At 67.9% G+C, this 24,353-nt stretch carries 21 protein-coding genes and 2 pseudogenes; 11 read left to right on the top strand and 12 right to left on the bottom strand.

The genetic code is table 11. The features are described from left to right. Window positions 1–58 precede the first annotated feature (58 nt). Entirely contained in the window at window positions 59–922 is an 864-nt protein-coding gene (gene pcaA, locus AB8998_RS26145) for a cyclopropane mycolic acid synthase PcaA (RefSeq protein WP_369740841.1), read from the top strand. 11 nt (window positions 923–933) lie between these two features. On the opposite strand, the gene AB8998_RS26150 is transcribed toward pcaA, so the two are convergent. The 4 genes from AB8998_RS26150 to AB8998_RS26165 form a co-directional block, all read right to left on the bottom strand. Then, window positions 934–1,794 (bottom strand): cyclopropane mycolic acid synthase family methyltransferase, encoded by an 861-nt coding sequence (locus tag AB8998_RS26150; RefSeq protein WP_369740842.1) that lies wholly within the window; start codon window positions 1,792–1,794, stop codon window positions 934–936. A gap of 70 nt (window positions 1,795–1,864) precedes the next feature. Continuing rightward, window positions 1,865–2,728 carry a 3-hydroxybutyryl-CoA dehydrogenase gene (locus tag AB8998_RS26155; protein WP_369740843.1) on the bottom strand — a complete coding sequence of 288 codons (864 nt, stop codon included), beginning with the start codon at window positions 2,726–2,728 and terminating at the stop codon, window positions 1,865–1,867. Window positions 2,729–2,829: 101 nt separating this feature from the next. Then, window positions 2,830–4,116, bottom strand: a complete 1,287-nt coding sequence (gene aceA, locus AB8998_RS26160) for an isocitrate lyase (protein ID WP_369740844.1) — start codon at window positions 4,114–4,116, stop codon at window positions 2,830–2,832. 280 nt (window positions 4,117–4,396) lie between these two features. Continuing rightward, window positions 4,397–5,191 (bottom strand): acyl-ACP thioesterase domain-containing protein, encoded by a 795-nt coding sequence (locus AB8998_RS26165; RefSeq protein ID WP_369740845.1) that lies wholly within the window; start codon window positions 5,189–5,191, stop codon window positions 4,397–4,399. Between the two features lie 156 nt (window positions 5,192–5,347). On the opposite strand from AB8998_RS26165, the gene ramB reads away from it, so the two are divergent. After that, the gene (gene ramB / locus AB8998_RS26170) at window positions 5,348–6,763 is read left to right on the top strand and encodes an acetate metabolism transcriptional regulator RamB (RefSeq protein WP_369740846.1); all 1,416 of its coding nucleotides are present in this window, start codon (window positions 5,348–5,350) and stop codon (window positions 6,761–6,763) included. Further along, complete coding sequence (locus AB8998_RS26175; RefSeq protein WP_369740847.1) at window positions 6,760–7,329, top strand: carboxymuconolactone decarboxylase family protein; 570 nt, start codon at window positions 6,760–6,762, stop codon at window positions 7,327–7,329. Before ramB ends, AB8998_RS26175 begins: the two co-directional genes overlap by 4 nt. 3 nt (window positions 7,330–7,332) lie before the next feature. Here the strand turns inward: AB8998_RS26175 and AB8998_RS26180 are convergent, their stop codons facing one another. The 6 genes from AB8998_RS26180 to exaC are packed head-to-tail and all read right to left on the bottom strand — an operon-like array spanning window position 7,333 to window position 11,921. Next, the gene (locus AB8998_RS26180) at window positions 7,333–7,605 is read right to left on the bottom strand and encodes a hypothetical protein (protein WP_369740848.1); all 273 of its coding nucleotides are present in this window, start codon (window positions 7,603–7,605) and stop codon (window positions 7,333–7,335) included. A 17-nt stretch (window positions 7,606–7,622) separates the two neighbouring features. Further along, on the bottom strand, window positions 7,623–9,020 hold the full coding sequence (gene lpdA / locus AB8998_RS26185) for a dihydrolipoyl dehydrogenase (RefSeq protein ID WP_369740849.1): 1,398 nt from the start codon (window positions 9,018–9,020) through the stop codon (window positions 7,623–7,625). A 32-nt stretch (window positions 9,021–9,052) separates the two neighbouring features. Then, window positions 9,053–9,619 carry a hypothetical protein gene (locus AB8998_RS26190; protein WP_369740850.1) on the bottom strand — a complete coding sequence of 189 codons (567 nt, stop codon included), beginning with the start codon at window positions 9,617–9,619 and terminating at the stop codon, window positions 9,053–9,055. Continuing rightward, window positions 9,612–9,890, bottom strand: a complete 279-nt coding sequence (locus AB8998_RS26195) for a putative holin (protein WP_369740851.1) — start codon at window positions 9,888–9,890, stop codon at window positions 9,612–9,614. Before AB8998_RS26195 ends, AB8998_RS26190 begins: the two co-directional genes overlap by 8 nt. 10 nt (window positions 9,891–9,900) lie before the next feature. Beyond that, a complete protein-coding gene (locus AB8998_RS26200; protein ID WP_369740852.1) occupies window positions 9,901–10,401 on the bottom strand; it encodes a DUF779 domain-containing protein in 501 nt (166 codons plus the stop codon). Beyond that, a complete protein-coding gene (exaC, locus tag AB8998_RS26205; RefSeq protein ID WP_369740853.1) occupies window positions 10,401–11,921 on the bottom strand; it encodes an acetaldehyde dehydrogenase ExaC in 1,521 nt (506 codons plus the stop codon). Before exaC ends, AB8998_RS26200 begins: the two co-directional genes overlap by 1 nt. A gap of 68 nt (window positions 11,922–11,989) precedes the next feature. Between exaC and AB8998_RS26210 the strand changes: the two are divergent. From AB8998_RS26210 to AB8998_RS26245, 8 genes and pseudogenes are all read left to right on the top strand, one after another. Next, window positions 11,990–14,018 (top strand): annotated as a pseudogene (locus AB8998_RS26210) (prolyl oligopeptidase family serine peptidase). 219 nt (window positions 14,019–14,237) lie between these two features. Continuing rightward, window positions 14,238–14,547 (top strand): annotated as a pseudogene (locus AB8998_RS26215) (hypothetical protein). A gap of 11 nt (window positions 14,548–14,558) precedes the next feature. Further along, the gene (locus tag AB8998_RS26220; RefSeq protein ID WP_369740854.1) at window positions 14,559–15,485 is read left to right on the top strand and encodes a crotonase/enoyl-CoA hydratase family protein; all 927 of its coding nucleotides are present in this window, start codon (window positions 14,559–14,561) and stop codon (window positions 15,483–15,485) included. A gap of 76 nt (window positions 15,486–15,561) precedes the next feature. Then, window positions 15,562–16,011 carry a DUF5078 domain-containing protein gene (locus AB8998_RS26225; RefSeq protein WP_369740855.1) on the top strand — a complete coding sequence of 150 codons (450 nt, stop codon included), beginning with the start codon at window positions 15,562–15,564 and terminating at the stop codon, window positions 16,009–16,011. A gap of 88 nt (window positions 16,012–16,099) precedes the next feature. Further along, on the top strand, window positions 16,100–17,383 hold the full coding sequence (locus AB8998_RS26230) for a phosphatidylserine decarboxylase family protein (protein ID WP_369740856.1): 1,284 nt from the start codon (window positions 16,100–16,102) through the stop codon (window positions 17,381–17,383). Window positions 17,384–17,971: 588 nt separating this feature from the next. Next, on the top strand, window positions 17,972–18,394 hold the full coding sequence (locus tag AB8998_RS26235) for an MmpS family transport accessory protein (RefSeq protein ID WP_369741776.1): 423 nt from the start codon (window positions 17,972–17,974) through the stop codon (window positions 18,392–18,394). A 59-nt stretch (window positions 18,395–18,453) separates the two neighbouring features. After that, window positions 18,454–21,270, top strand: coding sequence for an MMPL/RND family transporter (locus AB8998_RS26240; RefSeq protein ID WP_369741777.1), 2,817 nt, complete (start codon window positions 18,454–18,456; stop codon window positions 21,268–21,270). Between the two features lie 7 nt (window positions 21,271–21,277). Further along, on the top strand, window positions 21,278–22,951 hold the full coding sequence (locus AB8998_RS26245) for a cytochrome c biogenesis protein DipZ (protein WP_369740857.1): 1,674 nt from the start codon (window positions 21,278–21,280) through the stop codon (window positions 22,949–22,951). Here AB8998_RS26245 and AB8998_RS26250 read toward each other — a convergent pair. Beyond that, window positions 22,948–23,802, bottom strand: a complete 855-nt coding sequence (locus AB8998_RS26250; RefSeq protein ID WP_369740858.1) for a hypothetical protein — start codon at window positions 23,800–23,802, stop codon at window positions 22,948–22,950. The two genes, AB8998_RS26245 and AB8998_RS26250, sit on opposite strands and share 4 nt — an antisense overlap. 10 nt (window positions 23,803–23,812) lie before the next feature. Continuing rightward, window positions 23,813–24,325 carry a mycothiol transferase gene (locus tag AB8998_RS26255; protein WP_369740859.1) on the bottom strand — a complete coding sequence of 171 codons (513 nt, stop codon included), beginning with the start codon at window positions 24,323–24,325 and terminating at the stop codon, window positions 23,813–23,815. Between the last annotated feature and the right edge of the window lie 28 nt (window positions 24,326–24,353).

The following is a 24,353-nucleotide window of genomic DNA, read 5'->3' on the forward strand; positions in this document are numbered from 1 at the left end:
TCGGGATGCGCCGTTGACAGCGCCCGTGCCTCACTGACACAGAAAGGCCCATCACGTGATGTCCGTGCAGCTCACGCCGCATTTCGGCAATGTGCAAGCCCATTACGACCTGTCCGACGACTTCTTTCGGCTGTTCCTGGACCCCACCCAGACCTACAGCTGCGCCTACTTCGAACGCGACGACATGACGCTGCAGGAGGCCCAGCTCGCCAAGATCGACCTGTCGCTGGGCAAACTCGCGCTCGAGCCGGGGATGACCCTGCTCGACATCGGCTGCGGCTGGGGCGCCACCATGCGGCGGGCCATCGAGAAGTACGACGTCAACGTGGTGGGGCTGACGCTCTCGGAAAACCAGGCCGAGCACGTCCAGAAGACGTTCGACCAGATGGACACCGCCCGCTCGCGTCGTGTGCTGCTCGAAGGCTGGGAGAAGTTCCACGAACCGGTCGACCGGATCGTCTCGATCGGCGCGTTCGAGCACTTCGGCCGCCAGCGCTGGGGCCACTTCTTCCACATGGCCCACCGGGTGCTGCCGGCGGACGGCCTCATGATGTTGCACACCATCACGCGCCCCACCTTCAAGGAGGCTCGGGCGAAGGGCAGGCCGCTGACCCACGAGGTCGTTCACTTCACCCAGTTCATCCTGGCCGAGATCTTCCCGGGCGGCTGGCTGCCGACCATCCCGTCGGTCGAGGAGCACGCGACCGCGGCGGGCTTCAAGGTGACCCGTATCCAGTCGCTGCAACTGCACTACGCGAGAACCCTGGACAACTGGGCCGCCGCCCTCGAGGCGAACAAGGACGAAGCCATCGCGACCCAGTCGGAGGAGGTCTACGACCGGTACATGAAATACCTCACCGGCTGCGCCAAACTGTTCCGTCAGGGATACACCGACGTCAACCAGTTCACGCTGGAAAAGTAGCGGCGCAACGCTCACTTCACCAAAGTGAATTGCCCCACATTGCTGATGCCCTTACGGAAGAAGTTCTCACACCCGGTCAGATAGTGCATGTACCGGTCGTAGACCTCTTGCGATTGGACGGCGATCGCCTTTTCTTTGTTGGCCTCCAGGTTGGCCGCCCAGATATTGAGGGTCCGCTCGTAGTGCTCGCGCAGCAATTGCACTCGCTCGACGGAAAACCCGGCGGGCTCAGCGAATTTGAAAATGTCTTCCTGCGTCGGCAACTGTCCGCCCGGGAAGATCTCGGTGCCGATGAAGCGCGCGAACCGGATATCGCTCATGGTCAGCGAGATGCCGAGCGCCGGCATCTGCTGCCACTGATAGGTCAGGATAGTGTGCAACAGCATCCGGCCGTCGTCGGGCAGAATCTCATGGGCGCGCTCGAAGAACGCCGGCCAGCGATCCGCCTTGAATGCCTCGAAGGCACCGATGCTGACGATCCGGTCGACCTTGTCCTCGAACTCTTCCCAGCCCTGCAACCGCACCTCGACGTTGCGTTCGGTGGGAATACCGGCGAGCCTCTTCTTGCTGTAAGCGAACTGGTTGCGGCTCAATGTGATTCCGATGACGTTGACGTCGAACTTCTCGACCGCGCGCTGCAGCGCGCCGCCCCAGCCGCACCCGATGTCGAGCACCGTCATGCCGGGTTCGAGGTTCAGCTTGCCCAGCGCGAGGTCGAACTTCGCGTTCTGCGCCTCCTCCAGCGTCATGTCGTCACGCTCGAAGTACGCGCAGGTGTAACCCATGGTGGGGTCTAGGAATAACGCGAAAAACTCATCGGAGACGTCGTAGATCGATTGCGACTCTTCGTAGTACGGCTTCAGCGCTGTCATGCTCTTCGTGAACCTCCCGGCTATTGAACTGCTGAATAGTAACCGATCGGCCTGAGCCTGCCATAAAGGCTCAGTAGGCGTAGAAGCCCCTGCCCGATTTCTTGCCGAGCCGACCCGCCTCCACCATGCGCAGCAACAGCGGCGGGGGGGCGTACTGCGACTCCTTGAACTCGTCGAACATCTTGTCCGCGATCAGCTTGAGTGTGTCCAGGCCGACGAGGTCGGACAGCCGCAGCGGGCCCATCGGATGCGACAGCCCGGCCACGACTGCCTTGTCGACGTCCTCCACGCCGGCAAAGCCGGCCTCCACCATCCGGATCGCCGACAGCAGGTACGGCACCAACAGCGCGTTGACGACGAAACCGGAACGGTCCGAGCACCGCACCACCTGCTTGCCCAGCACCGCGCCGGCGAACTCCTCGGTGCGGGCGGCGGCGCCTTCGTCGGTGACCAGCGTGCACACCAACTCGACCAGCGGCAGCACCGGGACGGGGTTGAAGAAATGCAGGCCCAGCACGCGCTGCGGGTTCTTGGTGGCCGCCGCGATCTTCATGATCGGAATGCTCGAGGTGTTGGACGCCAGCACCGCGTCCGGGTCGGTGACGACCCGATCCAGCTCGGCGAAGACCTCCGCCTTGACCGCCTCGTCCTCGACGATGGCCTCGATCACCAGCTGCCGGTCGGCCAGGTCCGCCAGGTCGGTGGTGAAGGTGAGCTTGCCCAGCGCGCGGTCGCGCTCCCGTTCGGTCACCTTGCCCGCGCTGACGCCGCGCTCGAGCGACTTGACGATGCGGTTGCGGCCCGCGGTGATCAAGGCCTCGGTGGTCTCGAACACCGTCACGTCGACACCGGCCCGCACGGAGACCTCGGCGATACCCGATCCCATCTGCCCCGCCCCGACAACACCGACCCGCTGGATCCCTGCGTCGCTCACAAGCTCCTCCTCAACTGCGCGAGCAGACGCAGAATCGCCTCAACTGAGGTACAAGAGTGCGATTCTGCGTCTGCTCGGCAGACTAACCTCGGCGGACTAACTCAGTGGAACTGGCCCTCTTCGGTAGAGCCCGTCAGCGCGGTCGTCGACGAGTTCGGGTCGACCGTGGTGGCGATGCGGTCGAAGTACCCGGCGCCGACCTCGCGCTGGTGCTTGGTCGCGGTGTAGCCCCGCTCCTCGGCGGCGAACTCGCGTTCCTGCAGCTCGACGTAGGCGCTCATCTGGTTGCGGGCGTAGCCGTAGGCCAGGTCGAACATGGAGTAGTTCAGCGCGTGGAAACCGGCCAGCGTGATGAACTGGAACTTGAATCCCATTGCGGCAAGCTCCTTTTGGAACTTCGCAATGGTGCTGTCGTCGAGGTGCTTGCGCCAGTTGAACGACGGCGAGCAGTTGTAGGCCAGCATCTGGTCGGGGTAGGAGGCCTTGACCGCCTCGGAGAACTTGCGCGCCAGCTCGAGGTCGGGAGTCCCGGTCTCCATCCAGATCAGGTCGGCGTACGGGGCGTAGGCCTTGGCGCGCGCGATGCAGGGCTCGATGCCGTTGCGGGTGCGGTAGAAGCCCTCCCGCGTGCGCTCACCGGTGATGAACGGCCGGTCGCGCTCGTCGACGTCCGAGGTGATCAGCGTGGCCGCCTCGGCGTCCGTGCGGGCGATCACGACGGTCGGGACGTCGCACACGTCGGCGGCCAGCCGGGCCGAGGTCAGCGTGCGGATGTGCTGCTGGGTCGGGATCAGCACCTTGCCGCCCAGGTGGCCACACTTCTTCTCCGACGCCAGCTGGTCCTCCCAGTGGGTGCCCGCGACGCCGGCGGCGATCATGGCCTTCTGCAGCTCGAAGACGTTGAGGGCGCCACCGAAGCCGGCCTCGCCGTCGGCGACGATCGGCGCCAGCCAGTTCTCCACCGAGGTGTCGCCCTCGATCTTGGCGATCTGGTCGGCGCGCTGCAGCGCGTTGTTGATCCGGCGGACCACCTGCGGCACCGAGTTGGCCGGGTACAGGCTCTGGTCGGGGTAGGTGTGGCCGGACAGGTTGGCGTCGCCGGCCACCTGCCAGCCCGACAGGTAGATCGCCTTGAGGCCGGCGCGCACCTGCTGGACGGCCATGTTGCCGGTCAGGGCACCCAGCGCGTTGACCCACTCCAGGTCGTGCAACTCGTCCCACAACACCTCGGCGCCGCGGCGCGCCAGCGTGTACTCCTCGACGACCGTGCCCTGCAGCGCGACGACGTCTTCGGCGCTGTAGGTGCGGGTCACGTCCTTCCACCGCGGGTTGGTGTCCCAGTCCTGCTGGATCTTCTCGGCGCTCTTCGGGGTGCCAACGACAGACATTGGGCTTGACTCCTTAACAAACTTTGATCGTCGCGGCCGGTGACGCCTTACGGCGTAGCTACGGGCCCGACTTCGCTGATGTGCTAACTCGACTTTGGCACAGCTTGCGGACCCGAGTCCACCCGTTTCAATTGCCAATTTAGGCAACGACTTTCGCCGAGTTTGCAAATTTTGCGAAGAAGGTCTGAAGCTTAACCGTTTCAGAAGCTACCCGCTGGTAACCGCAAAGCCGCAGGTCAACCGCGAAAATGCCGGGGTGGGCGCGCCGGGCACCCCCGAGTCAGAGCGCGAAGAGCGCGGCGACGGCTTTTGTCTCGTCGGCGACCGCATATGTGAGCGTCGTAACAGCCCGATCGGCCAGATCGGCGCCGAACCGATCGGTCGATCCCGCCGGGTGGACGTGCGAAATGATCTCGAGCTTGTCGCCCAGCGCCACCGGCGCCTCGTGTTCGATGGTCACGCGCAGCGGGCCCGCGAGCAACTCGGTGTGCGACGCGAGATAGTCCTCGATCACGCTCCAGTAGACCGAGTTGTTCATGTGGTCGAACAGGTCGATGTCGGTGACGCGCACCGGGAACTCGTGGATCTCGCGCGCGTCCTCGCGACTGCCGGGCTTCAGGTAGCCCTTCCAGCGCAGCCGGTCGACGTCGGTCGTCTTGCGCAGCCCGTCCAGGAAGTCGTCGGCGATGCGCGAGGGCATCTGGGTGTCCCGGTTGATGTTGATCCAGAACGCCTCGGACTCGATCAGCCCGCCCTTGCGGCCGTCGACCCGCACCCGCATCTCACACCACCGGTTGGAGGTACCCGAGCACCACCTGCGCAGACGCAGCATGTCCTGGAACTCGATCGGGCGGATCAGGTCCACCATGGTGCGGCGGACGATCCACAATGGATGGGTCTCCTCGAAACCCATCTCGCGCAGCTGATCCTGCCCGATGTCCTGGATGTGCCGAGCGGCGGCGTCCAGCCGCAGCCGGCCGGTGCGGTCGATGTCACCGACCCGCAGCGGCCATTCGCGATCGAACACGTCGGGGTGGCCGTCCGGGACCGGCATCATTCTCTTATCCAGGCTCACGGCGTCGCTCCCCGTACTCTTGTCGGCACCCAAGCTTGACGCCGGGCCCGATGCGAATCATGCCAATGGCGTCACCCGAATACCAATTGTGACAAAGCCATATTCGGATGCCAACTCTGCAAATCCGGTCTTCGCAGGACGGGTAGGCTCGGGGGCGTGTCGAAGACATTCGTCGGCTCTCGCGTGCGCCAGCTGCGCAACGAGCGGGGGTTCTCCCAGGCCGCGCTGGCTCAGATGCTGGAGATCTCGCCGAGCTACCTAAACCAGATCGAGCACGACGTGCGTCCGCTGACGGTCGCCGTGTTGCTGCGGATCACCGAGGTGTTCGGGGTGGACGCGACCTTCTTCGCCTCGCAGGACGACACCCGGCTGGTGGCCGAGTTGCGCGAGGTGACGATGGACCGCGACCTCGACATCGACGTCGACCCCACCGAGGTCGCCGAGATGGTCAGCGATCACCCCGCCCTGGCCCGGGCGGTGGTCAACCTGCACCGGCGCTACCGGATCACCACCGCACAACTTGCCGCCGCCACCGAGGAGCGGTTCTTCGACGGCAGCGGCACCGGGTCCATCACCATGCCCCACGAAGAGGTCCGCGACTACTTCTACCAACGCCAGAATTACCTGCACGAGCTGGACACCGCCGCCGAGGACCTCACCATCCAGATGCGGCTGCACCACGGCGATCTGGCCCGCGAGTTGAACCGCCGGCTCACCGAGGTGCACGGCGTGCACATCAACCGGCGCATCGACCTCGGCGACACCGTGCTGCACCGCTACGACCCCGCGACCAAGACGCTGGAGATCAGCACCCATCTCTCGCTGGGCCAGCAGGTGTTCAAGATGGCCGCCGAACTGGCCTACCTCGAGTTCGGCGACCTGATCGACAGCCTGGTCACCGAGGGGAAGTTCACCAGCGACGAGTCGCACACCCTGGCCCGGCTGGGGCTGGCCAACTACTTCGCCGCAGCAGCGGTACTGCCGTATCGGCAGTTCCACGACGTCGCGGAGAACTTCCGCTACGACGTCGAGCGGCTGTCGTCGTTCTACGCGGTGAGCTACGAGACCATCGCCCACCGGCTCTCGACGTTGCAGCGGCCGTCGATGCGCGGCGTCCCGTTCTCCTTCATCCGCGTGGACCGCGCCGGCAACATGTCGAAGCGCCAGTCCGCTACCGGTTTTCACTTCTCCTCCAGCGGCGGCACCTGTCCGCTGTGGAACGTCTACGAGACGTTCGCCAACCCCGGCAAGATCTCGGTGCAGGTCGCCCAGATGCCCGACGGGCGCAACTACATGTGGGTGGCCCGCACCGTGGAGCGCCGCGCCGCGCGGTATGGTCAGCCCGGTAAAACCTTCGCGATCGGGCTGGGCTGCGAACTTCGCCACGCCCACCGGCTCGTGTACTCGGAAGGACTCGACTTGTCGGGTGAGATCGCCACACCGATCGGCGCGGGTTGCCGTGTCTGCGAACGCGACAACTGCCCGCAACGGGCGTTCCCGGCGCTGGGGCGCGCGCTCGACCTCGACGAGCACCGCAGCACCGTGTCCCCTTACCTGGTGAAGCAGCCATGACCGCGCCGGCGGGGCGGGGCCGGATTCCCTCGACGACGAGGCTTCGCGACCTGGGGCTGGTCAACTGGGTGGCGGCGCGGGTGATGGCACGCACCGTGCGGGCGCCGGAAATGCATCTGTTCACCACACTGGGCCGGCACCGGCGGCTGTTGTGGTTCTGGATGCCCTATTCCGGCGCGCTGCTGCGGGGCCGGTTGCCGCGGGCTGACGCCGAGTTGGTGATCCTGCGGGTCGGACACGTGCGCGGGTGCGAGTACGAGTTACAGCACCATCGGCGGATGGGACGTCAGGCGGGACTGGACGCGGCCACCCAGGCGGCGATCTTCGCCTGGCCGCAGGCCGCCGACGGCGCCGCCACGCTGGACGCCCGCCAGGTCGCGCTGCTGCGCGCGACCGACGAGTTCCTCACCGCCCGCACGCTGACCGGTGCGACCTGGCAACAGCTGGCTTGTCACCTCGATCAGCGGCAGCTGATCGAATTCTGTTTGTTGGCAAGCCAGTACGACGGTCTGGCCGCGACGATCATCACGCTCGACATTCCGTTGGACAACCCGCGCCCAAGGTAGGCGCTACAGGTAGGTGTCGGCCAGCACGGCCACGGTCAGGGCCACGGGCAGGATCGGCAGCCCGATCGCGAAAGCCGCCCAGGCGAGCTTGCGGCGCCGCCGCAGCCACCAGCCCGACACCCCGGCGCCGGCGCCGAGCACGAGCGCGGCCAGCAACACCACCGGAACCCACCGGCTCACCGTGGTGGTGTCGTTCCCGACCGAGAAGGCGACCAGCCACAGGACGTAACCGGCGGCCAGGCCGCCGACGGCGCCGACGATGGTGTCACCGCGCATCAGCTACACCGCTGCCGTCAGAAGTTGATCATGTGGCCGGTCAGGCCGTGGAAGCACTCCTGCAGCGCCTCGGACATGGTCGGGTGGGTGTGCACGTTGCGGGCCAGCTCGTTGGCAGTCAGGTCCCACTTCTGCGCCAGGGTCAGCTCGGGCAGCAGCTCGGACACGTCATGGCCGATCAGGTGCCCGCCCAACAGCTCGCCGTGGGTGACATCGGCGACCAGCTTGACGAAGCCGCTGGGGTCGCCCAGTCCATGGGCCTTGCCGTTGGCGGTGAACGGGAACTTGGCGACCTGGACGTCGTACCCCGCGTCGCGGGCCTGCTCCTCGCTGAGCCCGAAGCTGGCCACCTGGGGCTGGCAGAACGTCGCGCGGGGCAGCATGCGGCAGTCGCCGAGCGGCAAAGTCTCTGCGCCGGCGATGGTTTCGGCCGCCACCACCCCCATGGCCTCGGCGACGTGGGCCAGCATGAGGAAGGCGGTGACGTCTCCGACGGCGTAGATGTGGGGCACGCTGGTGCGCATGTACTCGTTGATGCCGATACCCCGGTGTTCGTTGAGCGCAACGCCGAGCGTCTCCAGCCCGTAGCCCTCGACGTTGGGCGCGAAACCGATGGCCTGCAATACCTTTGCGGCCTTGAGCTGCTCCGGCTTGCCGTCCTTGCTGACCACCACGGTGACCCCGGACCCGTCGTCGGAGATGGACTCGACCTTGGTCCCGGTGAGGATCTTGACGCCCAGCTTCTTGAACTGCTTTTCGATCTCCTTGGACACCTCGGCGTCCTCGTTGGGTAGCGCGCGGGGCAGGAACTCCACGATGGTCACGTCGACGCCGTAGTTGCGCAGCACGTAGCCGAACTCCATGCCGATCGCGCCGGCGCCGGCGATGATGATCGACTCCGGCAGCTCGCGCGAGAGGATCTGTTCCTCGTAGGTGACGACGTTGGCCGAGAGCGACGTGCCCGGCACCAGCCGGGTGCTGCTGCCGGTCGCGATGATGGCATTGTCGAACGTGACGTCCTCGCTGCCGCCCTCGTTCAACTCGACCGACAGGGTGTGGTCGTCGGTGAACCTGCCGTACCCGTGGATCTCGGTGATCTTGTTCTTCTTCATCAGGAAGTGCACGCCGGCGACGCGGCCCTCGGCCACCTTGCGGCTGCGGTCGTAGGCGATCCCGTAGTCGAAGGTCGCCTCCCCGCCGATGCCGAAGGTCTTGGCCTCCTTGGTGAAGATGTGGACCAGCTCGGCGTTGCGCAGCAGCGCCTTGGACGGGATGCAGCCGACGTTGAGGCAGACCCCGCCCCAGTACTTCGGTTCGACGATGGCCGTGTTCAGGCCGAGCTGAGCGGCGCGAATGGCGGCGACATACCCGCCGGGGCCCGCTCCGAGGACGACGACGTCATAGTGAGAAGTCACGATCCCACCCTAGTGGGCGGCCGGGCCGGTCGTTAATACGGAATGATCCCGACCAGGCAGTGGCCCGTCTGCTGGCAGTAGTAGAAGCCGTACAGCGGCGCCGCGGCGGCAACCGAGGCCAGCGGCCCCGACATCACCGCCACCGACAACGCCGAGATCAACGGCCGCCCTTCGGTCATCGCCAGCATCACCCCGCCCACGGCGCAGGCAACGACGTAGACCAGGACCACGAACACCGGCAGCGACTTGTCGATCGTGTTGTACCACCAGGAGAACAGACCCAGCCCCACCGGCGCCGCCGCGCACCACACGGCCGCGATCACCAGCGCCAGCTTCCACCACTTCAGGTAGAGGTAACGACCGGGCACGGTGACCGGCGGCACCGCCGCGCCGGTCGGCTCGCGCTCCGCCGGCGCATCGGGCGGCTCGGAGGGCGGCTCGGGCGCTTCGGGTTCGGTGACCACGGGCACCGGCTGCGCGCCGGTGTCGTCGGAGAAATCGGGGACCCAGGACTGAGTGCCGGTGTGCTCGTCGTCGGAGAAATCCGGGACGAACGCCGCCGTCCCGGGGCCCGACTCGGGGTCGTGATCCTCAGCCACCGGCGACCACCCGCAGGGCGACGAGCACACCGAACCATCCGGGCCCGAGTCCCAGGACGAACGCGCCCAGCGTCGTGACCCAGCGCCGCCCGGAGAACAGGATCGTCAGCAGCCCGGTGACGGTCGGAATCCCGACGACCAGCGCGATCGCGACGTCCGAGCGGATGCCGGCGTGGGGCGCCGAGGTGAACGCGACCCCGGCCAGCAGCCCGGCCGCGCACCCGAGGAGCATGGCGCTCGCCAGCAGCCAGGGACGCGGAAGCGGGATCACGGTGACGAGATTACTGCGGTTGCCCGGTCGGGGGACGGCACGTTGCCGCCGCGGCCGCGGTGTCGCGGGCCACCACCTGACCCCGCACCGCCGGGCGCTGCCCGCGCTCGTAGGCGGCGCCGGTGACGACGGGCGCGGCGCACAGCAGGGCCTGCTCCGCGTCGGTGAAGACCCGGCCGCGGGACAGGAACCGCACCCCTTCCGGGGCCTCCAGGCTGAACCCGCCGCCGCGGCCCGGTACCACGTCGATCACCAGCTGGGTGTGCTTCCAGGTCTCGTACTGCGGACCCGAGATCCACACGGGCACCCCGTCCCCGACGTCGAGCACCCCGAGCAACACGTCGCGGTCGCCGACGAGGAACTCCCCGTGCGGGTAGCACATCGGCGACGACCCGTCGCAGCAGCCGCCGGACTGGTGGAACATCAGCGGGCCGTGGCGTTCGGCCAGCCGCGCGAGCAACTCGGCCGCGGGGGCGGTGATCACCGCCCCCGCCGGGGGACCCGGGTCCATCAGAAGAAACCGAGCGCCTTGTCGGAGTAGGACACCAACATGTTCTTGGTCTGCTGGTAGTGCTCGAGCGCCATCTTGTGGCACTCGCGCCCGAAGCCGGACTGCTTGTATCCGCCGAACGCGGCGTGCGGCGGATATACGTGGTAGCAGTTCACCCACACCCGCCCGGCCTGGATGTCGCGGCCGGCCCGGTAGGCGGTGGTGCCGTCGCGGCTCCACACGCCCGCGCCCAGACCGTAGAGGGTGTCGTTGGCGATCGCGATCGCGTCGTCGTAGTCGTCGAACGACGTCACCGTCACCACCGGGCCGAAGATCTCCTCCTGGAAGACCCGCATCGCGTTGTTGCCGGAGAAGATCGTCGGCTGCATGTAGTAGCCGCCGGACAGGTCGCCGCCGAGTTCGGCGCGCTCGCCGCCGGTGATGACTCTGGCGCCCTCGTCTTTGCCGATCTCGACGTAGGACAGGATCTTTTCCAGCTGGTCGTTGGAGGCCTGCGAACCCAGCATCGTCTCGGAGTCGAGCGGATCGCCCTGCCGCACGGCCTTGGCCCGGATGGCGGCCAGCTCGAGGAACTCGTCGTAGATGTCGGACTGGATCAGGCTGCGCGACGGGCAGGTGCACACCTCGCCCTGGTTGAGGGCGAACATGGTGAACCCTTCCAGCGCCTTGTCCTGGAAGTTGTCGCGCGCCGCCATCACGTCGGAGAAGAAGATGTTGGGGCTCTTGCCGCCGAGCTCGAGGGTGACCGGGATCAGGTTCTGGCTGGCGTACTGCATGATCAGCCGCCCGGTGGTGGTCTCGCCGGTGAACGCGATCTTGGCGATGCGGTTGCTCGACGCCAGCGGCTTGCCGGCCTCGGCGCCGAACCCGTTTACGACGTTGACCACCCCCGCGGGCAACAGGTCACCGATCAACGACATCAGGTAGAGCACCGACGCCGGCGTCTGCTCGGCGGGCTTGAGCACCACCGCGTTGCCGGCCGCCAGCGCCGGCGCCAGCTTCCAGGCGGCCATCAGGATCGGGAAGTTCCACGGGATGATCTGCCCCACCCCGAGCGGCTCGTGGAAGTGGTATGCGACGGTGTCCTCGTCGATCTGGCTCAGCGAGCCCTCCTGGGCGCGCAGCGCCGCGGCGAAGTACCGGAAATGGTCGGCCGCCAGCGGGATGTCGGCGCTCAAGGCCTCGCGGATCGGCTTGCCGTTGTCCCAGACCTCGGCGACCGCCAGCGCGAGCTTGTTCTCCTCCATCCGGTCGGCGATCTTGGTCAGGATCCCCGCCCGCGCGGCCGGCGCGGTCTTGCCCCAGGCCGGTGCCGCCGCGTGCGCGGCGTCGAGCGCCTTCTCGACGTCGGCCGCATCCGAGCGGGCCACCTCGCAGAAGGTCTGGCCAGTCACCGGCGTCGGGTTCTCGAAATACCGGCCGCCAGCCGGTGCGACCCACTGCCCCCCGATGAAGTTCTCGTACCGGGACTGATACGACATCAATGCCCCGGCCGTACCCGGACGCGCGAAAACAGTCATCTGCTCGGCTCCTCGTTCTCACCGCTGTAACACACCTCACAGTACCGCCCGGGGCCACAATGGCTGCCATGACATCTGAGGCTGCCGCCGAGGGCGCCGACCCGTATCTGTGGCTCGAGGACATCAGCGGCGACGAGGCGCTGGACTGGGTGCGTGCACGTAACGCCCCCACGCTGGCGGAATTCCGTGACGCCGGCTTCGAACGGATGCGCGCCGAGGCGCTCGAGGTGCTCGACACCGACGCCCGCATTCCCTACGTGGTGCGTCGCGGCGAGCACCTGTACAACTTCTGGCGCGACGCCGCCAACCCGCGCGGGCTGTGGCGACGCACCACCCTGGACAGCTACCGCACCGACGCCCCCGAGTGGGACGTGCTGATCGACGTCGACGAACTAGGCCGCGCCGACGGCGAGAAGTGGGTGTGGGCGGGCGCCGGCGTCATCGAGCCCGAGTACACGCGCGCGCTGGTCGGCTTGTCCCCCGGCGGCTCCGACGCGTCCATCGTCCGCGAATTCGACATGATCACAAGGCAATTCGTTGCCGAAGGATTCGAGCTGCCGGAGGCCAAGTCGCAGATCGCGTGGGAAGACCCCGACACCGTACTGGTGGGCACCGACTTCGGCGCCGGCTCGCTCACCGAGTCCGGATACCCGCGGGTGGTCAAGCGTTGGCGCCGGGGCACATCGCTGGCCGACGCGGAAACCGTCTTCGAGGGCGCGGCCACCGACGTGCGAGTCTCCGCCTCGGTGGACCGCACCCCGGGGTTCGAGCGCACCCTGCTGGGACGGGCGGTCGACTTCTGGAACGAGGAGATCTACGAACTGCGCGGACCGGAACTGATCCGCATCGACGCGCCGACCGACGCGAGCGTGTCGGTACACCGCGAGTGGCTGCTGATCGAGCTGCGAAGCGACTGGTACCACGGCACCGCGACGTACCGCGCCGGGGCACTGCTGGCGGCCGACTACGACCGATTCCTCTCGGGCACAGCCGAATTGCAGGTGGTGTTCGAGCCCGACGCGCACACCGCGCTGCATCACTACGCCTGGACCAGGGACCGCCTGCTGATCGTGACGCTGGCCGACGTGGCCAGCCGCGTCGAGATCGCCAGGCCGGGCACCTGGCGGCGCGAGCCCGTGGCGGGCATCCCGGCCGCGACCAACACGGTGATCGCCGCCGCCGACGGGAAGGGCGACGAGTTCTTCCTGGACTCCAGCGGATTCGTCTTCCCGTCCCGGCTGATGCGTGGCACCGGCGCGGGACCACTCGAGGCGATCAAGTCGGCACCGGCGTTTTTCGACGCCGAAAACTTCGACGTTGCACAGCATTTCGCCGAATCGGCTGACGGCACCGCCATCCCCTACTTCGTAGTGCGGCCCGCCGACGCGCCGGGACCTGGCCCGACGCTGCTGTACGGCTACGGCGGTTTCGAGACCGCCAACACGCCCGCCTACAACGGCGTGCTGGGCCGGTTGTGGCTGGCCCGCGGGGGCACCTACGTGCTGGCGAACATCCGCGGCGGCGGAGTACGGGCCCGGCTGGCACACCCAGGCGATCCGCGAGGGCAGGCACAAGGTGGACGAGGACTTCGCCGCGGTGGCAACCGATCTGGTGGCCCGCGGCATCACGACGGTGGAACGGCTCGGCGCGCGCGGCGGCAGCAACGGCGGGCTGCTGATGGGCATCATGCTGACCAAGTACCCGGAGAAGTTCGGCGCCCTGGTCTGCGACGTGCCACTGCTGGACATGAAGCGCTACCACCTGTTGCTGGCCGGCGCCTCATGGGTGGCCGAGTACGGCGACCCGGACAATCCCGACGACTGGAAGTTCATCTCCGAATACTCTCCGTACCAAAACATTTCGGCATCGCGGCGCTATCCCCCGGTGTTGATCACCACGTCCACGCGCGACGACCGCGTCCATCCTGGCCATGCCCGTAAGATGACGGCGGCCCTGGAGGCGGCCGGGCACAAGGTCTGGTATTACGAGAACATCGAGGGCGGACACGCCGGGGCGGCCGACAACGAGCAACTGGCGTTCAAGGCGGCGCTGAGCTATTCGTTCCTGCACCGCACGTTGCCCGGGTCCTCCGGTTAGCCACCGCGCCCGGAGGGCACCCTGCTGCCCAGTTGCCCCGTCGGGCGCCGTCGCGTGGGTGCGCCTCTGGGTGCTGGCCGGGCACCCGGCCGGCGACCACATCGGCGCGCGGTCCAGCGCTACCAGAGGTACGCGCCGGCCGCCGTGGCCGCCCGTCGCCGTCGCCCTGCTGGTCCGGTGGGCGCGCAGGCGCCGGTCCCCGAACATAGGATCATCGACGTGTCAGCGATCGAACGCATCGAACTCACGCTGCTGGTGACCGGCCTGATCGGCATCGCGGCCGGGGCAACGCAGGCACGCTTCCGCTACATCACCCACCGCCGGGCGGGCCGGCGGTACTACTGGACGACCTCGATCGTCGGCATCGTCTGCTTTGCGATCGGGGTGGGCAAGATCTGGCCGAACGGTATCCTCGCGGCGTCGGTCCGTGGCCATAGTGGTGTTCTCGGCCTACCTGAGCACGCCGTACCTCAAGATCAACGGCCGCATCTACGCGTCGACGCCGGAGAATCGACAGCCGGATCCGTAGGCTGCCGGGCTATGAAACCTGGCGAGCCGGCACCCCGCTTCGAAACCCTGCTCTACACCACGGCCGGCCCGGTGGCCACCATCACGCTGAACCGCCCCGAGCAGCTCAACACCATTGTCCCGCCGATGCCCGACGAGATCGAGGCGGCCGTGGGCCTGGCCGAACGCGACCACGGCATCAAGGTCATCGTGCTGCGCGGCGCGGGCCGGGCCTTCTCCGGCGGCTACGACTTCGGCAGGGGCTTCCGACACTGGGGCGAGGCCATGACGACCGACGGGCGGTGGGACCCCGGCAAGGACTTCGCGATGGTCACCGCGCGCGAGACCGGGCCGACGCAGAAGTTCATGGCCATCTGGCGTGCCTCCAAGCCGGTGATCGCGCAGGTGCACGGCTGGTGTGTCGGCGGGGCCAGCGACTACGCGCTGTGCGCCGACATCGTCATCGCCAGCGAGGACGCGGTGATCGGCACCCCGTATGCCCGGATGTGGGGCGCCTACCTGACCGGGATGTGGCTGTATCGCCTCAGCCTGGCCCGGGTCAAGTGGCACTCGCTGACAGGCCGCCCGCTCAGCGGCGTGCAGGCCGCCGAGGTCGAGCTGATCAACGAGGCGGTGCCCTTCGAGCGCCTCGAGGCCCGCGTCGCCGAGATCGCCGCCGAGCTGGCATGCATCCCGCTGTCGCAGTTGCGGGCGCAGAAACTGATCGTCAACCAGGCCTACGAGAACATGGGCCTGGCGTCCACCCAGATGCTGGGCGGCATCCTCGACGGGCTGATGCGCAACACCCCCGAGGCTCTCGACTTCGTCCGCACCGCCGAGACGGAGGGCGTGCGGGCCGCCGTCGAGCGCCGCGACGGCCCGTTCGGGGATTACAGCCAGGCCCCGCCGGAGCTGCGGCCCGATCCCACACACGTCATCGTCCCTGATAACGATGGATAGTGAGCTGTACTATAAAAGTCACGAATATGACCAAGGGCCCCTACGCCCGTGCCCCGGAAGTGCTACGGTAACGACTATGTCTCGGCTGAGCTCTGGCCTGCGTGCGGGCGCCGTTTTACTCGCTTTGGCCCTGGCCGCCGTGGTCTTCCCCACGACCGCCACCGCCGACTCCACGGAAGACTTCCCGATCCCCCGCCGGATGATCGCGACCACCTGCGACGCCGAGCAGTACATGGCGGCCGCCCGGGACACCAGCCCGGTGTACTACGAGCGCTACATGATCGACTACAACAACCACCAGCAGTACGCGCAGGCGACCCAGGACAAGGTGCACTGGTTCTTCGGCATGAACCCGGCCGGGCGCCGAGAGTACTCCGAGCACTTCTACGACCAGATCGACCCGCTGTGGTGGGGCTGGCGCAACCACATGAAGCTCTTCTTCAACAACAAGGGCGTCGTAGCCAAGGCGACCGACGTGTGCAACAACTACCCCCCCGGCGACATGTCGGTGTGGAACTGGGGCTGAGGGTTTCCACCGAACCCGGGTAGCGCGGCCCGCGTCGTTCGCGAGGCATTCTGTTTGACCCGCCGGGGGCGGGGGAAGGCTGATCGTCATGACGATCAATGCCGATGATGTCGATGTGAATGTTGACCTGGACGTGCGCCGCCGGGCTGGCTGGCTGCCGGAGAACCACGAGACGCTGGAGTCGTGGCTGCACGGCCACCGGAAGCGGGCCGAGCTCAAGGCCGAGCAGACCGAGTTGCACCCGGTGCTCAAGGAGTTCAGGCAACTCATCGACGACGACCCCGTCGTGAACATGTACGTCAACGAGATGATCGACCAGGTGCCGCGCACCAAGCAATACCGCAACCGCCACCTGCACGACGTGGACCAGATGCTGCGTCTCATCAACGAGGTCCTCACGATCGCCCCGGAGTTCGGCGACGAGGCGGTGATCATCCCTCTGAGCGCGGTCCTCGACTGGGCGACGACCACCCCGGCCGGTTTCGCCGCGTTCCGCGACCCCCGGATCAACGGGATGATCAAGAAGATCCTCGGCGCGTGGTGCGAGTTCCTCGACAGCCCCGACTCGCTGTACGTGCTCAACGATTCCCCGAAGGGCTGGAAATCCGAGAAGGCGCGCCACACGCTGGGCATCGAGCAGTTCGTCCACGACCCCGACGACGAGCACTGGGGCTTCAAATCCTGGAACGACTTCTTCACCCGGCGCCTCAAGGACGGCCAGCGGCCGGTCGCCTCGCCGGACGACGACAGCGTGATCGTCAGCGCCTGCGAGTCGACGCCCTACCGCATCGCCACCAACATCGCGCATCGCGACCGGTTCTGGATCAAGCACCAGCCGTACTCGCTGTGCGACATGCTGGCCAACGACGAGTCGGTGGACCAGTTCGTCGGCGGAACCGTCTACCAGGCGTACCTGTCGGCGATGAAGTATCACCACTGGCACAGCCCCGTGGCCGGGACGATCGTCCGGGCGTTCGTCCAGCCGGGCACCTACTTCTCGGAGACGGTCTCCAAGAGCTGGGACGCCCTCAAGCCGCCGGACTCCCAGTCCTACATGGCCCACGTCTCGGCGCGCGCGATCCTGCTCATCGAGGCCGACAATCCCGTCATCGGCCTGATGGCGCTGGTGGCGGTCGGCATCGGCGAGGTGTCCTCCACCCTGATCGGCCAGCACATCAAACCCGGCTACCACGTGGACAAGGGCGAGGAACTCGGCTACTTCCAGTTCGGCGGCTCGACGCACTGCCTGGTCTTCCGCCCCGGCGCGATCGCCGACTTCAACTTCTCGGCCATCCCCCAGTCCGAGTACGGGGACGCGCCGACGATCCTGGTGAACGCCAAGCTCGCCGTCGCACCCGTGCAGCCCCGGTAGCGCCGGGGCCGCACGGCCCCGAGATTGCGTCATTTGACTGATCCCGGGCCGCCCGCCACACGCGACGCTTGACCCGTCGCCGCGCGAGCCGTCGCGGCGGCGGGAGGAGGCGTCGGCGGCCGTGGCGGCGGCAACGGCTACACCAGCGCGACGACGGGGCGCACCGTCAGCGCGCACCTGTATCGGCTGTTCCCGAAGCTGGGTGTCACCCGCCGCGCCGGATCGCATGCCGCCCTCGGCGCGCGTGAAGCCGCAGAGCACAGGTGTGAGTGATTCGACTGATCCCGGCCGGCCCCCGCACGCGGCGCACGCCGTGCGACGTGTTGACCGGCTTTCGCGGCTTCGCGTTACGCACGTGATACGCCTTACACTTCAGGGGCGCGAGGGAAGAGGTCGACCGTCCGCCCCCAGGCTTACGGCACCGTGATTTACTTAGGTAAGCCTTGGTTGTGTTACGGCTGACCCACCACCGGGATCGGGGGCGGCCGGCGCGACGCGGCGATCCGCAGTGGAAGCGTGCTCGAGCGGACGGCGGACCCGGTCCGCCCGGCCGGAATGCCGACGGTGAAGGGGACTCCGATCTTCAAGTTGCTCTCGCGGACCTGGATTCCGCTGGTGGTCCTGGCGGTGGTGCTCGTCGGGGGATTCATCGTGTACCGGGTCCACGGCTACTTCGGCTCCACCAAGCGCCCGTCCTACGCCGACAGCAACCTGGAGAGCCCGAAGCCGTTCAACCCGAAACAGATCACCTACGAGGTCTTCGGCCCGCCCGGGGCCGTCGCGGACATCAGTTACTTCGACGTCAACGGCGACCCGCAACGCGTCGACGGGGCTTCGTTGCCGTGGTCCCTGCACATCAGCACCACGAAGGCCGCGGTAATGGGAAACCTTGTGGCGCAAGGTGATAGCGACACCCTCGGCTGCCGGATCACGGTGGACGGCGAGGTCAAAGCCGAGCGCGTCTCCCACGAGGTCAACGCCTACACCTTCTGCCTGGTGAAGTCCGCGTGAGCGCCCCGGTCCCCGGGCCGGCCGACGCCACCCACACCGACCGGCCCTTCCTGGCCAGGATGATCCACACCCTGGCGGTGCCGATCATCCTGTTCTGGATCGCCGTCGCCGCCCTCTTGAGCGTCGTCGTCCCGTCGCTGGAGGACGTCGGGCAGGAGCGGTCGGTGTCGCTGAGCCCGTCCGATGCGCCGTCGTTCGTGGCGCTGAAACGCATCGGCCACGTGTTCAAGGAGGGGGAGACCGACAGTTCGGCGATGATCGTGCTGGAGAGCAACCAGCCCCTCGGCGACGACGCTCACCGGTTCTACAACGAGATGATCCACAAGTTGCGGCAGGACAAGACGCACGTGCTCAGCGTCCAGGATTTCTGGGGGGATCCGCTGACGGCGGCGGGCGCGCAGAGCAACGACGGCAAGGCCGTGACCGTCCAGGTGAACCTGGCCGGCAACCAGGGCGAGCCGCTGGCCAACGAGTCCGTCGAGGCCGTCCGCAAGATCGTCAACAGCGTGCCCTCGCCGCCGGGGCTCACGGCCTACGTGACCGGCGTGTCGGCGCTGGCCGCGGACCTGCACCACAGCGGCGACAGGTCGATGGCCAAGATCACGCTGACCACGGTCGGGGTGATCCTGGTGATGCTGCTGTTCGTCTACCGTTCGCCGCTCACGGTGTTCTTGCTGCTGGTCACGGTCGGTTTCGAGCTGACCGCGGCGCGGGGTGCGGTGGCGCTGATCGGGCACACCGGGCTGATCGGGCTGTCCACCTTCGCGGTCAGCCTGCTCACCTCGCTGGCGATCGCGGCCGGCACCGACTACGGGATCTTCATCATCGGCCGCTACCAGGAGGCCCGCCAGGCCGGCGAGGACCGCGAGACGGCGTTCTACACGATGTACCGGGGGACCGCCCACGTCATCCTGGGTTCGGGCCTGACCATCGCCGGGGCCACGTTCTGCCTGAGCTTTGCGCGGATGCCGTACTTCCAGACCCTGGGCGTGCCGTGCGCGGTGGGGATGCTGGTGGCGGTGGCGGTGGCGCTCACGCTGGGGCCGGCGGTGCTGACCGTGGGCAGCCGGTTCGGGGTGTTCGACCCCAAGCGGCTGCTCAAGGTGCGGGGCTGGCGGCGGGTCGGGACCGCGGTGGTGCGCTGGCCGCTACCGATCCTGGCCGTCACGTGCGCGGTCGCCCTCGTCGGCCTGCTGACCCTGCCCGGCTACCAGGCCAACTACAACGACCGCAACTACCTGCCTACCTTCATTCCCGCCAACGCGGGCTTCATTGCCGCCGACCGCCACTTCTCGCAGGCCCGGATGAAGCCGGAGATCCTGATGATCGAGACCGACCACGACATGCGCAATCCGGCCGACTTCCTGATCCTGGACCGGCTGGCCAAGGGCATCTTCCGGGTGCCGGGAATCTCCCGGGTGCAGGCGATCACCCGCCCCGACGGGACCGCGCTGGACCACACCTCGATCCCGTTTCAGCTCAGCATGCAGAACGCCGGTCAGCTGCAGAACATGAAATACCAGCGCGACCGGATGAACGACATGCTCACCCAGGCCGACGAGATGGCCAAGACGATAGCCACCATGCGGCGGATGTACGACCTGATGACCCAACTCGTCGCCACCACCCACCGCATGGTCGGGGACACCGAACAGATGCAGCAGATCACCAATCAGCTGCGCGACGAGATCGCCGACTTCGAAGACACCTGGCGGCCGATCCGCAGCTATTTCTATTGGGAGAGGCACTGTTACGACATCCCCGTCTGCTGGTCGATCCGGTCGGTCTTCAACGCCGTCGACGGCGTGGACGAGATCACCGACCAATTGACGACTCTGGTGGGCGACATCAAGGAGCTCGACCGGCTGATGCCGCAGATGATCGCCCAGTTCCCGCCCATGATCGAGACCATGGTCAACATGCGCACCATGATGCTGACCATGCACAGCACCATGGCGGGCATCTTCGACCAGATGGACCAGATGAGCGACAACGCCACCGCGATGGGGCATGCCTTCGACGCCGCCAAGAACGACGACTCGTTCTACCTGCCGCCGGAGGTGTTCAAGAACAAGGACTTCAAGCGGGCGATGAACAATTTCCTGTCCGACGACGGGCACGCCGCGCGGTTCATCATCCTGCACCGCGGTGACCCGGCATCGGCCGAGGGGATCGCCAGCATCGACAAGATCCAGACCGCGGCCGAGGAGTCGCTGAAGGGCACCCCGCTCGAGGCCGCCAAGATCTACCTCGGCGGGACGGGGGCCGTGTTCAAGGACATCTCCGAAGGCGCCAAATGGGACCTGGTGATCGCCGGAATCTCCTCGCTGTGCCTGATTTTCATCATCATGCTGATCATCACCCGCGCGTTCGTGGCCGCCGCGGTCATCGTCGGCACCGTCGCGCTGTCGCTGGGTTCCTCTTTCGGGTTGTCGGTGCTGTTCTGGCAGCACATCCTGGGCATCCAGCTGCACTGGCTGGTGATCGCGATGTCGGTCATCGTGCTGCTGGCCGTCGGGTCGGACTACAACCTGCTGCTGGTGTCGCGGTTCAAACAGGAGATCGGCGCCGGGCTGAACACCGGCATCATCCGCTCCATGGGCGGCACCGGCAAGGTCGTCACCAACGCGGGGCTGGTGTTCGCGTTCACCATGGCGTCCATGGTCGTCAGCGACGTGCGAGTGGTCGGGCAGGTGGGCACCACCATCGGCCTGGGCCTGCTGTTCGACACGCTGATCGTGCGCGCCTTCATGACCCCGGCCATCGCCGCGCTGCTGGGACGCTGGTTCTGGTGGCCCATCCGGGTGCGGTCACGGCCGCCCCGGGTCCCGGTCCGGCCCCCCGCGCCGGACCGCTCGTACGCCTACAGCGACTAGCCCCGCGATGGACACGATCGCGCTCATCGGGTTCCTCGGCGGCCTGATCACCGGCATCTCGCCGTGCATCCTGCCGGTGCTTCCGGTGGTGTTCTTCTCCGGCGTGGACACGTCCGGCGAAAGGTCCTCCGCCCGGCCGTATCTGGTGATAGCGGGCCTGGTCTGCAGCTTCGGCGCGGTCACCCTGGCCGGTTCGGCGCTGCTGTCGGCGCTGCACCTGCCGCAGGACGCGATCCGGTGGGCCGCCCTGGTGATCCTGACCCTGATCGGCCTGGGATTGATCTTTCCGCCGCTGCAGCAGCTGATCGAACGGCCGTTCGCGCGCCTACCGCAACCCCGATTCGCCTCCCGGAGAAGCGGATTCGGGCTCGGGTTGACGCTGGGCGCGCTGTATGTGCCGTGCGCGGGCCCGGTGCTGGCCGCCATCGTGGTGGCGGGGGGCACCGCGTCGATCGGCGCGCCGGTCCTCGTCCTGACGCTGATGTTCTCCATCGGCACCGCCTTGCCGCTGCTGGTCTTCGCGCTGGCCGGCCGGCGCGTGGCCGAGCGCGTCGCCGCGTTCCGCCGCCGGCAGCGCGCGATCCGGGTCGCCGGCGGGCTCACGATGATCGTGCTGGCCGTGGCGCTGGTCTTCAACCTGCCGGCGATGCTGCAGCGCGCCATCCCCGACTACACGAGCGCCATGCAGAAGGGCCTGGGCGCCAACAACATTCGTCGAGAGCTCGACCCGGGTGGCGCAAAGGGGCGGCTGGCCGACTGCATCGAGGGCGCCGACCGGCTGCAGGAGTGCGGGCCGGCGCCGGCGCTGACCGGGATCACGGGCTGGCTGAACACCCCGGACGGCAAGCCAATCGACCTCGCCTCGCTGCGGGGCAAGGTGGTCCTGATCGACTTCTGGGCGTATTCGTGCATCAACTGCCAGCGCGCCATCCCCCACGTCGTCGGCTGGTACGACCGCTATCGCGGCGACGGCTTCGTGGTGATCGGCGTGCACACCCCCGAGTACGCCTTCGAGCGGGTACCCGCCAACGTGGCCAGCGGCGCCGACGCGCTGCACATCACCTACCCCGTCGCCCTGGACAACGACTACGCGACGTGGAACAACTACCAGAACCTGTACTGGCCGGCCGAGTACCTGATCGACGCCGACGGCAACGTGCGGCACACCAAGTTCGGCGAGGGCGACTACGACGGCACCGAGAAGCTGATCCGTCGGCTGCTGGTGGCCGCCGACCCCGGCGTCCGGCTGCCCCCGGCCTCCGGCGCGGCCGACGACACGCCGCGCACCAGGCTGACGCCCGAGACCTACCTGGGCGCGGGCAAGGCCATCTACTACGGCGGCGCCGGCCGATACGACTCCGGAACCGCCACATTCGGCTTCCCGGCAAAGTTGCCCGACGACCGCTTCGCCCTGCGGGGCCGCTGGACCATCGACGACCAGGGCGCCACCGCCGAGAGCGAGGACGCCGCCGTCCGGCTCAACTACACCGGCAAGGACGTGTACGTGGTCGTCGGCGGCACCGGCAGCATAGCCGTGACCCGCGACGGCGCGACCACCACGACGCCGATCGGCGGGCCGCCCACGCTGCACCAGATCGTGTCCGACCCGACCGCCCACCGCGACCGGTTGGACATGTCGGTCAGCCAAGGCCTGCAAGTCTTTTCGTTCACCTTCGGCTAGCCGCCCTTCCGCACGAGGCTGCCCGCCATCGCGACCAGCACGCCGAGCACCACCAGCGCGACGCCGGCGAGCAGCGTCACGTCGAGCCACAGGCGCACCCCGGCCTCGGCGTAGGCGACCATCGCCTCGGCGACCCGGCGGATGTCGCCGCCGCCGCGCCGGAGCGCGCCGTCGACGCGCCGGCCTGCGACCTCGGTGCCGGCCCAGCCGGCCGCGCCGACGAGCAGCGCGGACACGCCCAAGCTCGTCAGCGCCTTGCCGCGGCGACGCGCGGCGGCCAGCGTCAGCAGGGCGCACACCACGGCCAGCGCCGCCGCGCCGATGCTGAGCCAGGGCCCCCAGGTGGACAGCCGGCTCAGCTGGCCCTGCCGCAGCGGCGGTCCCGCCTGCGTCAGCGCCACGGTCAGGTCCGCGGGCACCGTGACGCGGTAGTCGGCCAGCAACTGCGCCAGCGCACCGTCGCGCAGCATCGGCGACACGTCGACGGCCCACGCGGTGCCGGCCCGCCCGAAGCGCGGGTCGGTGAACGCCCAGGCGTGCGCGGCCCTGTTCGCTTGGGCGAACAGCGGCGGAAAGGCCGGGCCCGCCGTGAACGCGGCGGCGGCGGCGTGCACCCGGGGACCGTCGACCCGGTAGCGCCCCCCGCCGCGGGCGGCGATCAGCGCGATCGTGCGGGTCGCGAGTTCGTCGGCCATCGCCGACTGCAGCCGCGGGTCGGCCGCGGCCTTGTGGGCCAGCGCGGCGAATCCGCGCTCGTCGACGACGTGGACCTGCGCCCATGCCGCGGGGACGGCCACGCCCAGGGCCACGGTGGTGGCCAGCCACAACAGCGCCGTCACCGCGAACCGCACGGCAACGAACCTACTGAATCCCCCGCACGTAGGCGGCCTGGCCCAGGTGCTGGGCGCAGTCGTCGAGGATGCTCACCAGCCGGGCGCCGGCCGTCACCGGCGGATCCCAGTTGGTGTCCACGACGCGGGCCAGCTCGTCGGCCGTGACGCCGGCGATGTATTCGAGGGTCAGCTTGTGCACCGCGTGGTAATACCCGGAGAGCAGGCCGGCCGGGGCGCGGACCTTGGCCACCTCGTCGGCGCCGTGGCCATAGCCGGTGTCGTCGCGCGGCAGGTCCAGGCCGAACCGGTCCACCCACCCGTCGCGGGTCCACACCTGCTCGACGCCGGCCACGTGCGCCAGCTGGATGTCCTGCACGCGCGCGCTGTGCCAGAGCAGCCAGGCGATGCTGTTGGCGCTCGGGGTGGGGCGATAGGCGGAAACCTCGTCGGTGAGGCCGCCGGTGAGGTCGTCGACGTGTTCGATCAGCCGGGTGAACGCGTCTCGGAGGAGTTCCTGAACGGCGGCGTCGGGGTCGGCCATATTGCCGACCTTACGGGAGGCCGCGGCC

The organism is Mycobacterium sp. HUMS_12744610, assembly GCF_041206865.1.
GTDB classification, from domain to species: Bacteria; Actinomycetota; Actinomycetes; order Mycobacteriales; family Mycobacteriaceae; genus Mycobacterium; species Mycobacterium servetii.

Excerpts from the sequence above, each read along its gene's own strand:
- aceA (WP_369740844.1), bottom strand. The coding sequence starts at position 4,116 with ATGTCTGTCGTTGGCACCCCGAAGAGCGCCGAGAAGATCCAGCAGGAC.
- AB8998_RS26245 (WP_369740857.1), top strand. The coding sequence starts at position 21,278 with ATGGACACGATCGCGCTCATCGGGTTCCTCGGCGGCCTGATCACCGGC.
- AB8998_RS26175 (WP_369740847.1), top strand. The coding sequence starts at position 6,760 with ATGACCGCGCCGGCGGGGCGGGGCCGGATTCCCTCGACGACGAGGCTT.
- pcaA (WP_369740841.1), top strand. The coding sequence starts at position 59 with ATGTCCGTGCAGCTCACGCCGCATTTCGGCAATGTGCAAGCCCATTAC.
- AB8998_RS26180 (WP_369740848.1), bottom strand. The coding sequence starts at position 7,605 with ATGCGCGGTGACACCATCGTCGGCGCCGTCGGCGGCCTGGCCGCCGGT.
- AB8998_RS26220 (WP_369740854.1), top strand. The coding sequence starts at position 14,559 with ATGAAACCTGGCGAGCCGGCACCCCGCTTCGAAACCCTGCTCTACACC.
- AB8998_RS26200 (WP_369740852.1), bottom strand. The coding sequence starts at position 10,401 with ATGGACCCGGGTCCCCCGGCGGGGGCGGTGATCACCGCCCCCGCGGCC.
- exaC (WP_369740853.1), bottom strand. The coding sequence starts at position 11,921 with ATGACTGTTTTCGCGCGTCCGGGTACGGCCGGGGCATTGATGTCGTAT.
- AB8998_RS26255 (WP_369740859.1), bottom strand. The coding sequence starts at position 24,325 with ATGGCCGACCCCGACGCCGCCGTTCAGGAACTCCTCCGAGACGCGTTC.
- AB8998_RS26225 (WP_369740855.1), top strand. The coding sequence starts at position 15,562 with ATGTCTCGGCTGAGCTCTGGCCTGCGTGCGGGCGCCGTTTTACTCGCT.
- AB8998_RS26230 (WP_369740856.1), top strand. The coding sequence starts at position 16,100 with ATGACGATCAATGCCGATGATGTCGATGTGAATGTTGACCTGGACGTG.
- AB8998_RS26240 (WP_369741777.1), top strand. The coding sequence starts at position 18,454 with ATGATCCACACCCTGGCGGTGCCGATCATCCTGTTCTGGATCGCCGTC.
- AB8998_RS26150 (WP_369740842.1), bottom strand. The coding sequence starts at position 1,794 with ATGACAGCGCTGAAGCCGTACTACGAAGAGTCGCAATCGATCTACGAC.